This is a genomic window from Mesorhizobium maamorense, assembly GCF_044998965.1.
Classification (GTDB): Bacteria; Pseudomonadota; Alphaproteobacteria; order Rhizobiales; family Rhizobiaceae; genus Mesorhizobium.
Map to the genome: position 1 here is coordinate 2,047,973 of NZ_CP173356.1, position 13,665 is coordinate 2,061,637.

The window sequence follows — 13,665 nt, forward strand, 5'->3', positions numbered from 1 at the left end:
TGTCATTTTTCCCGTGATTGCTGCCGCGAGTCTGCGTTCGGAAGAGAATGCGAACGCAAGGGCGCTGCATCGAGCACAAGGGTCTCACGGGAGGAGCATCTCAATGGCTATCGCATCGACCGCCAGCGGAAAGAGCCGCGGCATGACGCGAGAGGAGAAGAAAGTCATCTTCGCTTCTTCGCTCGGCACCGTTTTCGAATGGTACGATTTTTATCTCTACGGATCGCTCGCGGCCTTTATTGGTTCGACCTTTTTCAGCCCGACCATTCCGGAAGCGACGCGCAATATTTTCGCGCTGCTGGCTTTCGCCGCCGGCTTCCTCGTCCGTCCGTTCGGCGCTTTGCTGTTCGGCCGCATCGGCGACCTTGTCGGCCGCAAATATACCTTCCTCGTCACCATGACGATCATGGGCCTGTCGACCTTCCTGGTGGGCTTGCTGCCTGGCTATGCGAGTCTCGGCATCGCGGCTCCGGTGATCCTGATCGTCCTGCGCATGCTCCAGGGCTTGGCACTAGGCGGCGAATATGGCGGTGCGGCCACCTATGTCGCCGAGCATGCGCCGGACGACCGGCGCGGCTACTATACGTCGTGGATCCAGACGACCGCCACACTCGGCCTGTTCCTGTCGCTGATCGTCATCCTGATCGTCCAGGGCTCCATGAGCAAGGAAACCTATGCCGCCTGGGGCTGGCGCGTTCCTTTCATCGTGTCGTTCCTGTTGCTCGGCATTTCCATCTGGATCCGGCTGTCGCTTTCCGAATCCCCCACCTTCCAGCGCATGAAGGAAGAGGGCAAGGGTTCCAAGGCACCGCTCTCGGAAGCCTTCGGCCAGTGGAAGAACGCCAAGATCGCGCTGCTGGCACTGCTCGGCCTTACGGCTGGCCAGGCCGTGGTCTGGTATAACGGCCAGTTCTACGCCCTGTTCTTCCTCCAGAACGTGTTGAAGCTGGACGCACAGTCGGTCAACATCATGATCGCCATCGCGCTTGCGCTGGGCTCCATCTTCTTCGTCGTGTTCGGCTGGCTCTCCGACAAGATCGGCCGCAAACCGATCATCATGGCCGGGCTCGCACTGGCGATCGTCTGCACCTTCCCGCTGTTCAAGGCATTGACCTGGGCCGCCAATCCGGCCCTTGCCGAGGCACAGCAGAGCACCCGCGCGACGGTGACCGCGGCACCCGGCGACTGCAGGTTCCAGTTCAATCCGGTGGGCACCGCCAAGTTCACGACGTCTTGCGACATCGCGACCTCGTTCCTGACCAAGAACTCGGTGCCCTATGACGTCGTTTCCACGGCGGCACCCGGTACGGCTGCTTCGGTCAAGATCGGCAATGAAACGGTGGCATCCTACGATGCTGTCGCCGCGGGCGACCAGGCCAAGGCCAAGGAGGCCGCCTTCGTCAAGGCCGTCAACATGTCGCTGCAGGACGGCGGATATCCGCTGAAGCGTGCTGCGATCAAGATACCGGACCAGAAGCTCGACGCGTTTGTCGCTGCCAATCCCGAACTGAAGCTCGACGCCGCCGCCATCCGCGCCGGCGAGAAGGCGACGGTTCCTACCGATCAGGCTATCAAGGACAAGCTTTTGACCGCCGACGAGGCTGCCGGTGCGCCTGAGGTCACCGTCTACAACATACCCGGCGGCGGTGCCTTCGCCATGTTCGCCGACCCTGCGGCCGTGAACTGGCCTATGACGATCGCCATCCTGTTCGTCCTCGTCCTGTTCGTGACCATGGTCTACGGTCCGATCGCGGCCATCCTGGTCGAGATGTTCCCGACCCGCATCCGCTACACCGGCATGTCGCTGCCCTACCATATCGGCAATGGCTGGTTCGGCGGGTTGCTGCCGGCGACGGTGTTCGCGCTCAGTGCCTACAGGGGCGACATCTATTATGGCCTCTGGTATCCCGTGATAATCGCGGCGATGTCGCTCGTCATCGGCATGATCTTCGTCAAGGATACGCTGGGCACGAACCTGGAGACCAAGCAGTAACGGGTCGGATCCACATGCATGAGAAAACCCGGCGCGAGCGATCGCGCCGGGTTTTCATATCGAGGCTGAAGATGCGTTCAGCTCTTCGGCTGCTGGTTTTCTTCCTCGACAGCGGCCTCGTGATACCAGCCATCGAAATCGGCATGCGTGTTACGCAGCGAGGCAAGCTCTGCCGCGAACTTGGCCTTCGCGCCTAAATTTGAGGCAGATACGCGGCCTGCAAGCGGGAACATCAGGATCTTTGCCGACGGACGGGCGAGGGTGACTTCCATTGGCGGTCTCCTTTCTTCTCCGAGGATCAGTTGATTCAGCTTTTCCTCAAAATAGGTTCTGCGATTCATTTAGGCAATATGCTTATGAAAAGATCAGTTATTGCCTATTATTTGCGCAATCTCTGCGTCTGATCGATCCCGGCGCATTGCTTGGGCGGTGCAGTGAATTCACGGGAATCTTACGACCATTTTGTCGCACCGGTCGATGCCAGAGTGGCATATGAATTGCTTTTTACCAGTCGGCAGGTCGGCTTGCTCCGGCCATGCGTCGACACCGCGTGCGGTGGTCAAGCACAACGAGAGGCTCTAGAATGACCAAATACAAGCTCGAGTATATCTGGCTCGACGGATACACCCCGGCCCCCAATCTTCGCGGCAAGACCCAGATCAAGGATTATGCCGAGTTCCCGAAGCTCGACCAGCTGCCGCTGTGGGGCTTCGACGGCTCGTCCACCATGCAGGCCGAGGGCCGAAGCTCCGATTGCGTGTTGAAGCCGGTCGCGCTTTATCCCGATCCGGCCCGCACCAACGGCGTTCTCGTCATGTGCGAAGTCATGATGCCCGATGGCGTCACGCCGCACGTGTCCAACAGCCGCGCGACCATTCTCGACGACGAGGATGCCTGGTTCGGTTTCGAGCAGGAGTACTTCTTCTACAAGGATGGCCGTCCGCTCGGTTTCCCCGAGAGCGGTTATCCCGCCCCGCAGGGCCCGTACTACACCGGCGTCGGCTATTCGAACGTCGGCAGCGTCGCGCGCCAGATCGTCGAAGAGCATCTCGACCTCTGCCTTGCCGCGGGTATCAACCATGAAGGCATCAACGCCGAAGTGGCCAAAGGCCAGTGGGAATTCCAGATTTTCGGCAAGGGCTCCAAGAAGGCCGCCGATCAGATGTGGATGGCCCGCTACCTGCTCCAGCGCCTCACCGAAAAGTACGGCATAGATATCGAGTTCCACTGCAAGCCGCTCGGCGACACCGATTGGAACGGCTCGGGCATGCATTGCAACTTCTCGACCAAATATATGCGCGAAGTCGGCGGCAAGGGTTATTTCGAGGCCCTGATGGCGCAGTTCGAAAAGAACCTGATGGACCATATCGCCGTGTACGGCCCGGACAACGACAAGCGTCTGACCGGCAAGCACGAGACGGCCCCTGGAACAAGTTCAGCTATGGTATCGCCGACCGCGGCGCCTCGATCCGCGTGCCGCATTCGTTCGTCAAGAATGACTACAAGGGTTATCTGGAAGACCGCCGCCCGAACTCGCAGGGCGACCCCTACCAGATCGCTTCCCAGGTCCTGAAGACGATCTCGCAGGTTTCGACCGGCGCATCGGTTTCGGCCGCTGCTTGATATTTCACGTCGGGCCTCAAGATCCCCGACAACCATGACGCGAGCCCCGGCGGGAGTTGCCGGGGCTTTTTCGTGTGACGATGGCGGGCACTATCGCATGCCGCTGTTTCCGTTCGCCGCTCCTCGTCTTCCTCCTCCTGGCCTGGCAAAGCAAATTCCCCCAAAAAAGTCAGGTTAAAAAGGGCGGCTCAAACCCATCCCGACAAGGCGGCTTTGGGCTGACGAAAGCATACCTTGGCGCCGGGCCGCAGGCTTCGAAATCCTCGAAAAAGCCCGGAAATCCGGCCATTCCGGCAAGAATGCCTGTCGACCGATCCTTTCATAAGCCCCTGTTCATACACCAAAATCGACCGTCTCGACGCCCGGCAGGCGACATTGACAGGCTGCGGCGCAACATGCGTATTCGCAGGCATTGGGGGATACGCCAAGCGGTGCTGTTCGAACGGGGCGGGGTTTCTTGAACAACAGCATTGGCGGGGGCGCCGGACGAGCGGGCATTGCAGCCTGAGGCAGTGTGCCGCTCGCTCCTGGCTTATCCCTTTACTTGCAAAAAGCGCATGCCGGATCGCGTGGCAGCCCAGCTTGGCTGGCTCAAGCCGGTCTGTGCCTCAGCGCAATCGACACGTGTGACGTGACCAGCCGACGGAACCTCAGCAGCCGATGCGCCTTTCCAGTCGCTGGATCGGGCAGCATCCGATCGAACGCGTCGGTGTCCGCGGATTTGGCTGAATGGAAGCCTCGATGTGTGCAAACAAAGGGGCGGAAGAGGTTCATCTTCCGGCCCCGCATTTGCAGGCTGTTGAAGCCGCTGGATCCGGGTCACGCCGGGTCCAGGGAGATCAAAAATCAGACCGAATAGTACATGTCGTATTCGACGGGATGCGGTGTCATTTCGAAGCGCATCACCTCGGCCATCTTCAACTCGATGTAGCTGTCGATCTGGTCGTCGTCGAAGACGCCGCCGGCCTTCAGGAATCCGCGGTCCTTGTCGAGGCTCTGGAGCGCTTCACGCAGCGAGCCGCAGACGGTCGGGATCTTCTTCAGCTCCTTCGGCGGCAAATCGTAGAGATCCTTGTCCATCGGCTGGCCGGGATGAATCTTGTTCTTGATCCCGTCGAGGCCGGCCATCAGCATGGCGGCAAAGGCGAGATAGGGGTTCGCGCCCGGATCGGGGAAGCGGACCTCGACGCGCTTCGACTTTGGCGACGAGCCGAACGGGATGCGGCAGGATGCCGAGCGGTTGCGCGCCGAATAGGCGAGCAGCACCGGCGCCTCGTAGCCCGGCACCAGGCGCTTGTAGGAATTGGTCAGCGGGTTGGTGAAGGCGTTGATGGCCTTGGCGTGCTTGATGATGCCGCCGATATAGAACAGGCAGCTTTCCGAGAGGCCGGCATACTCGTTGCCGGCGAAGGTCGGCTTGCCGCCTTTCCAGATCGACTGGTGAACATGCATGCCCGAGCCGTTGTCGCCGAAGATCGGCTTCGGCATGAAGGTGGCGGTCTTGCCATAGGCATTGGCGACCTGATGCACGACATATTTGTAGATCAGCATCTTGTCGGCGTTGCGGACCAGCGTGTCGAACTTGATGCCGAGTTCGTGCTGGGCCGCGGCCACCTCGTGGTGATGCTTCTCGACCCGCACGCCCATCTCGGCGAGCACGGTCAGCATCTCGGAACGCATGTCCTGCGCCGAATCGATCGGCGGCACCGGGAAATAACCGCCCTTGACGCGCGGACGGTGGCCGAGATTGCCGGTTTCGTAGTCGGTGTCGTCATTGGACGGCAGTTCGGTGGAATCGAGCCTGAAGCCGGTGTTGTAGGGATCGGCTTTGTACTTGACGTCATCGAAGACGAAGAACTCGGCTTCCGGGCCGACATAGATGGTGTCGCCGATCCCTTCCGACTTCATGTAGGCCTCCGCCTTCTTGGCCGTGCCGCGCGGGTCGCGGTTGTAGGATCTGCCCGAAACCGGATCGAGGATGTCGCATAGGATGACCATGGTCGACTGCGCGAAAAACGGATCCATGTGGACCGTTTCCGGATCGGGCATCAGCACCATGTCGGACTCGTTGATTGCCTTCCAGCCGGCGATCGAGGAGCCATCGAACATCACGCCATCGGCGAACATGTCTTCCTCGACCTCGATGACATCCATCGTCACGTGCTGCAGCTTGCCCTTCGGGTCGGTGAAGCGCAGGTCAACGAATTTCACGTCGTTGTCCTTGATCTGCTTCATGATGTCTTTGGCTGTCGTCATGTCATGTATCCCTGTGTGACGTTTTTTAATGATGACGTTTCGAAATATGGGCGAGGCGTCAGACGGCATCCATGCCGGTTTCGCCGGTGCGGATGCGCACGACTTCCTCGATGTTGGAGACGAAGATCTTGCCGTCGCCGATGCGCCCAGTCTGGGCCGCCTTGCGGATGGCTTCGATGGCGCCTTCGACCGCATCGTCGCCGAGCACGACTTCGATCTTCACCTTGGGCAGAAAGTCGACGACATATTCGGCGCCGCGATAAAGCTCGGTGTGGCCCTTCTGGCGTCCAAAACCCTTGGCCTCGGTCACGGTGATGCCTTGCAGTCCGGCCTCCTGAAGCGCTTCCTTCACTTCGTCCAGCTTGAATGGCTTGATGATCGCTTCGATCTTTTTCATGTAAAAAGTGGCCTCCACTGCCAAAAAAACGGGTTGTGAGCCCCCGCTTGCGCCTCCATCAAGCACGAATTGTGCCAATTGGCGGGATTTCAAGCGGTGTCATTCGATTCCAGAACATGCCGCACGAAGATGCAAATTCGCATCGTTCACTGCATCCAGCGCGCGACGGATGGCTGCAGCCTACGCGGCGTCGGTGTTTATGTCTGCCCGATATTTAGGCGTATTGCTTATTTGGTGGGCATTGCTCAGCTTGGCTGGGACCGCGCCAACTCCTCTGCGTTTGCGTCGAGCCGAAAACTGGACAATGCTTTATCGAATGCGGATCGGCAATCCATGAGCAACGAACTTCTTTCTCCCGAGGAGATGAGCGAGGCGGATCGGTTGACGATTGCCGCCGGCGCAATCGACGGCATCGGCCTGATGCGCCGTGCAGGAGAAGCCGTCGCGGCTGAAATTTTCAGCCGCTATCCGGCGGCGAAGCGGGTCCATGTGCTTTGCGGTCCCGGCAACAATGGCGGCGATGGCTATGTCGTGGCCCGCTGCCTGGCAGCCGCTGGCGTCGACACGATGGTGTGGGCGTCGGGCACGCCGAAGCCGGGCAGCGATGCCGCGCTCGCCGCCGGCGAATGCCCGGTCAAACCTCGGCCGCTGGCGAATTTCGCGGCCGAAGCCGGCGCTGTCGTCGTCGACGCTCTTTACGGAGCAGGGCTGTCCAAACCTCTGTCCGGTGAAGCGGCGAGAACGGTTGGCATTGTGGCAAGCCTGGCCTTGCCGGTCGTCGCGGTCGATCTGCCATCAGGCGTTTCCGGAGGCAGCGGCCAAGTGCTCGGCCAGGCTTTTCGCGCTGGGGTCACCGTCACCTTCGCACGCAAAAAGCCTGGCCATCTTCTGCTCCCCGGGCGCAAGCTGTGCGGGGAGGTCGTGCTGGCCGATATCGGCATCACCGACGGTGTCATTGCGCGGATTCGGCCCCAGGCGTTCGAGAACTCGCCGGCGCTTTGGCTCAGCGCCTTTCCGATTCCGGGCGTCGATACGCACAAGTACAAGCGCGGCCATGTCGGCGTCTTTTCCGGCGGCCCGAGCGCCACTGGCGCGGCGCGGCTTGCGGCGCTTGCCGCGGCGCGAAGCGGGGCAGGGGCGGTCACCGTCCTGTCCCCGGCGAAAGCCATGCAGGTCAATGCCGCGCATCTGACCTCGATCATGCTGCGCAAAGCAAATGACAGCGCCGACATCGACGCCTTCATCGGCGAACGCCGGCCCTCCGCTTTTGTACTGGGCCCTGGCTTCGGTGTCGGTGAAAGAACGCGGAATTTTGCTCTCACGCTGCTTGCCGCTGGCCAGCAGCGGAACGTTTCCGCCTCGGTCGATGGTCTGGTGTTCGACGCCGACGCGATCACCTCGTTTCGCGAGAAGCCGGATGTCCTGTTCGAAGCCTCGCGCCAGCCGAGCGCGCCGTCGCTGGTGATGACGCCGCATGAAGGCGAGTTCGCCAGGCTGTTTGCTGACATCGCGGGTGGCGCCGTTTCGTCCAAGTTGGGCAGGGCTCGTGTGGCCGCCACCCGTGCCAATGCCGTGATCGTCTATAAGGGCGCCGACACCGTAATCGCTGCTCCCGATGGCAAGGCCGCGATAAACTCCAATGGCGCGCCGTGGTTGGCAACCGCCGGTTCGGGCGATGTGTTATCGGGCCTCGTGGCCGGCTTCCTGGCGCAAGGCATGCCGGCCTTCGAGGCGGCATGCGCGGCGGTATGGATCCATGCCGAGGCCGGCAGCCGGTTCGGGCCGGGGCTGATCGCCGAGGATTTCCCGCTGGCGCTGGTGCCTGTGCTGCGTGAACTGGTGGCGGCTCGCGGCGCGCGCTGACTTGCCGCGACATTCAGCTTACAGCGGAATGTTGTCGTGCTTTTTCCAGGGGTTCTGCATGTCCTTGTTGCGCAGCATCCGCAGTGCGCGGGCAATGCGGCGGCGGGTCGAATGCGGCATGATCACCTCGTCGACATAGCCGCGCTCGGCGGCGACGAAGGGCGACAGGAAGCGGTCTTCGTAAGCCTTTGTATGAGCTGCGATCTTTTCGGCGTCTCCGATGTCCTTGCGATAGATGATCTCGACCGCGCCCCTGGCGCCCATCACGGCGATCTGCGCCGTCGGCCAGGCATAGTTCATATCGCCACGCAGGTGTTTCGAAGCCATCACGTCATAGGCGCCGCCATAGGCCTTCCTGGTGATGACGGTGATCTTCGGCACGGTCGCCTCGGCATAGGCGAAGAGCAGTTTGGCGCCGTGCTTGATCAGCCCGCCATATTCCTGCGCCGTGCCCGGCAGGAAGCCCGGAACGTCGACGAAGGTGACGATCGGAATCGAAAAACAGTCGCAGAAGCGCACGAAGCGCGCCGCCTTGCGGCTGGCGTCAGAATCGAGCACGCCGGCCAGCACCATGGGCTGGTTGGCGACGAAGCCGACCGTGCGGCCTTCAATACGTCCGAAGCCGGTGACGATGTTCTTGGCGAAACTTTGCTGGATCTCGAAGAAATCACCCTCGTCGGCGACTTTCAGGATCAGCTCCTTGATATCGTAAGGCTTGTTCGCGTTGTCGGGGATCAGCCGGTCGAGCGACAGATCGTGATCGGTGACCGACTGGTAGCATTCAATCTCGGGAATCTCCGATGTGTTCGAGGCCGGCAGCAAATCGACCAGCCGGCGCATCTGCAGCAGTGCTTCGACGTCGTTGTCATAGGCGCCGTCGGCGATCGAGGATTTCGTCGTATGGACGGAAGCGCCGCCGAGGCTCTCGGCGGTCACCGTCTCGTTGGTGACGGTCTTCACCACGTCCGGTCCAGTAACGAACATGTAGGAGGTGTCGCGCACCATGAAGATGAAGTCGGTCATGGCCGGCGAATAAACGTCGCCGCCGGCGCAAGGCCCCATGATCACGGAAATCTGCGGAATGACGCCCGACGCCAGCACATTGCGCTGAAAGATCTCGGCATAGCCGCCGAGTGCGGCCACGCCTTCCTGGATGCGGGCACCGCCGGCATCGTAGAGGCCAATGATCGGCGCGCGGTTGCGCAGCGCCATCTCCTGCACCTTGATGACCTTTTCCGCATGGGCTTCCGATAGCGAGCCGCCGAACACGGTGAAATCCTTGGCAAAGAGATAGACCGGGCGGCCGTTGACGGTTCCCCAGCCGGTGACGACGCCGTCTCCGGCGATCTTGGTCTTTTCCATGCCGAAGTCGGTCGAACGGTGCTCGACATACATGTCGAACTCCTCGAACGAACCCTCGTCGAGAAACACCTCGATGCGTTCGCGGGCGGTGAGCTTGCCCTTCTTGTGCTGCGCGTCGATGCGAGCCTGACCGCCGCCCATGCGGGCGATTTCGCGACGACGCTCGAGTTCCTTCAGCACGTCCTTCATTCTCGATCTCCTGCGCGGGCTGCTTTGTGGTAATGATGCCCGCAGGTGAGCGCAAGCGTCGCTTTTTCGAGGCGTTTTGTTGCGCTGCAACATGATGCCCTTGCATTTCAGAGCGAACTCAGCCATATGCACGGCATAGGCGCTTGGGCCGGACCGATCCGGCCTTCTCCTCGAATGAGACTGGTTGCGTCTGTTTTCCCTCTTTCCTGCTGATCGGCCCCGATTGGTTAGCAAGGTGGCGAAAAAGCCCCGTGGCATGATGCCTGCGGGCACGACAGCGCAGCCGTGCGGACGAACACGTCCGCCGCCTTGTCGTTCCATGACAATTGACCCGACGGCAGGTTGCGCCCTGCCGCCATTGATGTTTGCGGCCAGAGGCCGCGTGAAAGAAGAATATTTTGACCAACGAAAATACTTTGCCCGGTATGGACACTGGAGAACTCTCCGGTTTCGCAGCACTGGGAATCACGGGTGCGCTGCTCAAGGCCACCCATGCCGCCGGCTTCACCGATCCGAAGCCGATCCAGACTCAGGCGATCCCGCCGCAGATGGAAGGCCGTGACATCTTCGGCATCGCCCAGACCGGCTCCGGCAAAACCGCGGCCTTCGCGCTGCCGATCCTGTCGAAGATCATTGCGCTCGGCACCAAGCGCCGGCCGAAGACGGCACGCGCGCTGATCCTGGCGCCGACTCGCGAACTCGCCGTGCAGATCGAGGACACCATCAAGATCCTCGCCAAGGGCGCGCATGTCTCGACGGCGCTCGTGCTGGGCGGCGTCTCGCGCTTCAGCCAGGTGAAGAAGGTTGCGCCCGGTGTCGACATCCTGATCGCCACGCCCGGCCGGTTGACGGATCTGGTGCGCGAAGGCGACCTCATGCTTGCCGACACCAAATGGCTGGTGCTCGACGAGGGCGACCGCATGCTCGACATGGGCTTCATCAATGACGTCAAGCGCATCGCCAAGGCGACCGCGCCGGACCGTCAGACGGTGCTGTTCTCCGCGACTATGCCCAATGAAATCGCCGAACTGGCGAAAGGCCTGCTGAAGAACCCGATCCGTGTCGAAGTCGCGCCGCAAAGCACGGCGGCGGCCGAGATCGTGCAGAGCGTCGTCCTTGCCCGCACCAAGCAGAAGCGCCAAGTGCTGTCGACGATGCTCGCCGACGAGGCGATGAAATCCGTCATCATCTTTTCGCGCACCAAGCACGGTGCCGACAGGGTGACCAAGGATCTCGATCGCGACGGCTTCAAGGCCGCTGTCATCCACGGCAACAAGTCGCAGAATGCGCGGCAGAAGGCACTGAACGATTTCCGCGAGGGTTCGGTGCGCATTCTGGTCGCCACCGACATCGCCGCGCGCGGCATCGACGTGCCCGGCATCAGCCATGTCGTGAATTTCGACCTGCCCGATGAGGCGGAGAGCTATGTCCACCGCATCGGCCGCACCGGCCGCAACGGCCGGGACGGCATTGCGATTACGCTCTGCGATCCGTCCGAGAACAGCAAGCTGCGCCAGGTCGAGCGCATCATCCGCGCCAAGCTGCCTGTTGTCGCCGACCATCTCGGCAGCCCCGATCCGCAGCGCAACCCGGCTGAGAAGAACGAGCGCTTCGAGCCTGCCAATGACCGAAACGACCGCAATGGCCGTCGCGACGGCAGGCGGCCAGGCGGCCAGAACAACGGCTCCGGCAAGAAGCGCTTCGGTGACAAGCCGGCCTTCGCCGGCGACCGCAAACCGGAAGGCGCCAAGCCCTTCAAGGGCAACAATAAACGCCGCTTCGGCGGCAAGCGTCCTGCGGCGCGGGCTGCGTAGGCAGGCCGCTTCGCACTGGCCGGGCAGTGCCCGGCTGGACCAACCAGCCACAAGAAAGGGCGACCGCGACGATCCTGCGGTCGCCCTTTCTGTCTGGAAAATCTGGCTATTTCACCACCGCCTCGATCCAGACGGCAATTCTTTGTGCGAGGAAGGTCGTGGTCGACGGCGACAGGGCGTCGCCGGCGATGACGTGGTTGTCGGGGTCGCCGGTGTCGTCGACCGGAACCAACTCGTGCGGCGCGCCCCAACGCCCGGCGATTTCACGCGTGCGGTCAGGCCGCACCACGCTGTCCGAATCCGAAAGGATGAAGAGGGCAGGGACCTTCGCTTTCTCCACCGGCGCGCCATAGGCAAGTTCCGTCAGCGCCTGCATTGGCAGCGTCGCGGCAAGGGGATAGCTGGTGGTCCAGAATTTCTCGTGCAGTGCGTTGCGCGGCATGAAGCTGCGCTCCTTGCCGGCGACGAGTTCGGCGATTTGTTTGCCCCATCGCATGGTCAGGATCCCGGCGCCGGACGCCTTGACGCCGAAATTCGGCGAGATGAACGCGATCGCCGCCACGCCGTCCGAAGCACCCGGTTGTGTTGCCGCCCAGGCCGCCAGCGAGCCGCCGGTCGAGGTGGAGATGACGATCACCTTGTCGCCGATGGCCCGGCCGATCGCGAGCGCCTCCTCATAGTCGTTGATCCAGGCATTGAGGCTGCCTTGCGCCATGGCCGCGCCATCCTGCCCGTGGCCGGTGAGGCGGGTGAAGAACAGATTGGCGTCGAGTTGGTCGGCAACCTCGTCGGGCAGCGGGCGGAGCTCGCCCTTCGACGCCGAAAAGCCGTGGATATAGACGATGGACAGCCGTGTCCTGGCTGCACCATCGGATTGGCCCAGATGATCTCTTTCTCCAGCCCGTCACGGATGCCGGATATCGCCGCTTCCGTCCTGGCCACATAGGCCTGCGGATCGTCGCCGATTGCGGATGGATCGAAGCGGATCGTGGTGTCGACGGGAACCCGCGGGCCGAGCACGAAGGCCAGTGCGAGGATGGCGACTAACCCCAGCACAGCAAGCACGATTCGTCGCCCCATCGCAGACTCCAAACGCAACAACAACAAACCTACGGCGGTGGCGGGGAACAGGCAACGACCGGCCCGGCGATGAAGCCGCCGATCCGCTGGCTTCTATTCGCTCGGCGGCTTGCGTTCGTAATTCAGCGGCCGTGCCTTCCAGCTCGTCATGAGGCTGATCACGCCTCGGTACACCGGTCTCGGCAACAGGCTGAGCAGCTTCAGGGGCCAGCTCGTCCGGCGCGGGAACGTGACCTCGAAGCCGCCGGATTTGATACCCCGCACCATGCGCCGCGTCGCTCGGCTGACCGGCATCAGCCCCGGCATGGGCAGCATGTTCTTCTCGGTCAGCGGTGTGTCTATGAAGCCCGGGTTCATGACCTGGACGCGCACGTTCATCTTGTCGAAATCGTATTTCAGCGATTCGGCCAGGATGTTGATCGCCGCTTTGGTGCCGCCATAGGCGGCGGTCGTCGGCCAGCCGAAATAAGCGGTGACCGAGCCGACCAGCACGATATGGCCGCGCGCCCGCACGCGCATGCGTTCGACGACCGGCACCAGCCCGTTGATGATGCCGAAATAGTTGACCTCGAAAGACCGGCGAAAATCGCTGACGACGAGAGCCTCGCCAGGCGTGGAAATGTAGTTGCCCGCGTTTAAGACGGCGAGCACGATGGGGCCAAGCTCGTTCTCGATTGCAGCGACGGTTCTTGCCATGCGCGGCTCGTCGGTCACGTCGCAGGGAAAAGCCTTGACCTTGCCTGGCATCTGCGCGGTCTCGACAATCAGCGTGTCGATGGGATCGCCATCGGGTGCCGTTACGGCCACCGCATAGCCCTGGGACGCAAGGTCCCTGGCCAGCGAACGGCCGATGCCGCTGCTGCCTCCCGTGACCCAGGCGACGCCATGCTTCGGGTCGGCCCGATAGAGTGTCATGCTGCGCCCCCGTCGAATTGTTCTTGGCTTTGCTCTAACCGCGAAGAAATCGAATGAAAAGAGCGGTTTTCGACGCCGGCCGCAAATGAACAGCGCGGATAGGCCCGGCACCAAGGTGACGCCGGCGCAAATGCAGTACGGAAAATGCGACTAGACCAGGCAAATTCTTGCCT

The 13,665-nt window shown here is 61.9% G+C and carries 8 protein-coding genes and 2 pseudogenes; 4 read left to right on the plus strand and 6 right to left on the minus strand.

The genetic code is table 11. The annotated features are described in order from the left end of the window. Window positions 1–103 precede the first annotated feature (103 nt). Window positions 104–1,993 (plus strand): MFS transporter, encoded by a 1,890-nt coding sequence (locus tag ACIU1A_RS10630; RefSeq protein WP_140880447.1) that lies wholly within the window; start codon window positions 104–106, stop codon window positions 1,991–1,993. A 77-nt stretch (window positions 1,994–2,070) separates the two neighbouring features. Here the strand turns inward: ACIU1A_RS10630 and ACIU1A_RS10635 are convergent, their stop codons facing one another. Then, window positions 2,071–2,265: a DUF2735 domain-containing protein gene (locus tag ACIU1A_RS10635; RefSeq protein ID WP_140501298.1), complete on the minus strand. Its 195-nt coding sequence runs from the start codon at window positions 2,263–2,265 to the stop codon at window positions 2,071–2,073. Between the two features lie 311 nt (window positions 2,266–2,576). On the opposite strand from ACIU1A_RS10635, the pseudogene ACIU1A_RS10640 reads away from it, so the two are divergent. Continuing rightward, a pseudogene (locus ACIU1A_RS10640) lies at window positions 2,577–3,616 on the plus strand (glutamine synthetase beta-grasp domain-containing protein). 846 nt (window positions 3,617–4,462) lie between these two features. Here ACIU1A_RS10640 and glnA read toward each other — a convergent pair. Further along, window positions 4,463–5,872: a type I glutamate--ammonia ligase gene (gene glnA, locus ACIU1A_RS10645; protein ID WP_404927255.1), complete on the minus strand. Its 1,410-nt coding sequence runs from the start codon at window positions 5,870–5,872 to the stop codon at window positions 4,463–4,465. Window positions 5,873–5,930: 58 nt separating this feature from the next. Continuing rightward, window positions 5,931–6,269: a P-II family nitrogen regulator gene (locus ACIU1A_RS10650; protein WP_006205430.1), complete on the minus strand. Its 339-nt coding sequence runs from the start codon at window positions 6,267–6,269 to the stop codon at window positions 5,931–5,933. Window positions 6,270–6,602: 333 nt separating this feature from the next. Here ACIU1A_RS10650 and ACIU1A_RS10655 point away from each other — a divergent pair, with 333 nt between their 5' ends. Next, window positions 6,603–8,132 (plus strand): NAD(P)H-hydrate dehydratase, encoded by a 1,530-nt coding sequence (locus tag ACIU1A_RS10655; protein WP_404927256.1) that lies wholly within the window; start codon window positions 6,603–6,605, stop codon window positions 8,130–8,132. 18 nt (window positions 8,133–8,150) lie between these two features. Here ACIU1A_RS10655 and ACIU1A_RS10660 read toward each other — a convergent pair whose 3' ends face one another. Next, window positions 8,151–9,683 carry an acyl-CoA carboxylase subunit beta gene (locus tag ACIU1A_RS10660; RefSeq protein WP_140515440.1) on the minus strand — a complete coding sequence of 511 codons (1,533 nt, stop codon included), beginning with the start codon at window positions 9,681–9,683 and terminating at the stop codon, window positions 8,151–8,153. Window positions 9,684–10,081: 398 nt separating this feature from the next. Here ACIU1A_RS10660 and ACIU1A_RS10665 point away from each other — a divergent pair, with 398 nt between their 5' ends. Further along, window positions 10,082–11,497 carry a DEAD/DEAH box helicase gene (locus tag ACIU1A_RS10665; RefSeq protein ID WP_404927257.1) on the plus strand — a complete coding sequence of 472 codons (1,416 nt, stop codon included), beginning with the start codon at window positions 10,082–10,084 and terminating at the stop codon, window positions 11,495–11,497. A 106-nt stretch (window positions 11,498–11,603) separates the two neighbouring features. Here the strand turns inward: ACIU1A_RS10665 and ACIU1A_RS10670 are convergent. Next, a pseudogene (locus ACIU1A_RS10670) lies at window positions 11,604–12,577 on the minus strand (alpha/beta hydrolase). A gap of 93 nt (window positions 12,578–12,670) precedes the next feature. Next, window positions 12,671–13,492: an SDR family oxidoreductase gene (locus ACIU1A_RS10675; RefSeq protein ID WP_404927258.1), complete on the minus strand. Its 822-nt coding sequence runs from the start codon at window positions 13,490–13,492 to the stop codon at window positions 12,671–12,673. Window positions 13,493–13,665 lie beyond the last annotated feature (173 nt).

Bases quoted from the DNA above. Each gene is read 5' to 3' on its own strand.
- ACIU1A_RS10630 (WP_140880447.1), top strand. From the start codon at position 104: ATGGCTATCGCATCGACCGCCAGCGGAAAGAGCCGCGGCATGACGCGA.
- ACIU1A_RS10635 (WP_140501298.1), bottom strand. From the start codon at position 2,265: ATGGAAGTCACCCTCGCCCGTCCGTCGGCAAAGATCCTGATGTTCCCG.
- glnA (WP_404927255.1), bottom strand. From the start codon at position 5,872: ATGACGACAGCCAAAGACATCATGAAGCAGATCAAGGACAACGACGTG.
- ACIU1A_RS10650 (WP_006205430.1), bottom strand. From the start codon at position 6,269: ATGAAAAAGATCGAAGCGATCATCAAGCCATTCAAGCTGGACGAAGTG.
- ACIU1A_RS10655 (WP_404927256.1), top strand. From the start codon at position 6,603: ATGAGCAACGAACTTCTTTCTCCCGAGGAGATGAGCGAGGCGGATCGG.
- ACIU1A_RS10660 (WP_140515440.1), bottom strand. From the start codon at position 9,683: ATGAAGGACGTGCTGAAGGAACTCGAGCGTCGTCGCGAAATCGCCCGC.
- ACIU1A_RS10675 (WP_404927258.1), bottom strand. From the start codon at position 13,492: ATGACACTCTATCGGGCCGACCCGAAGCATGGCGTCGCCTGGGTCACG.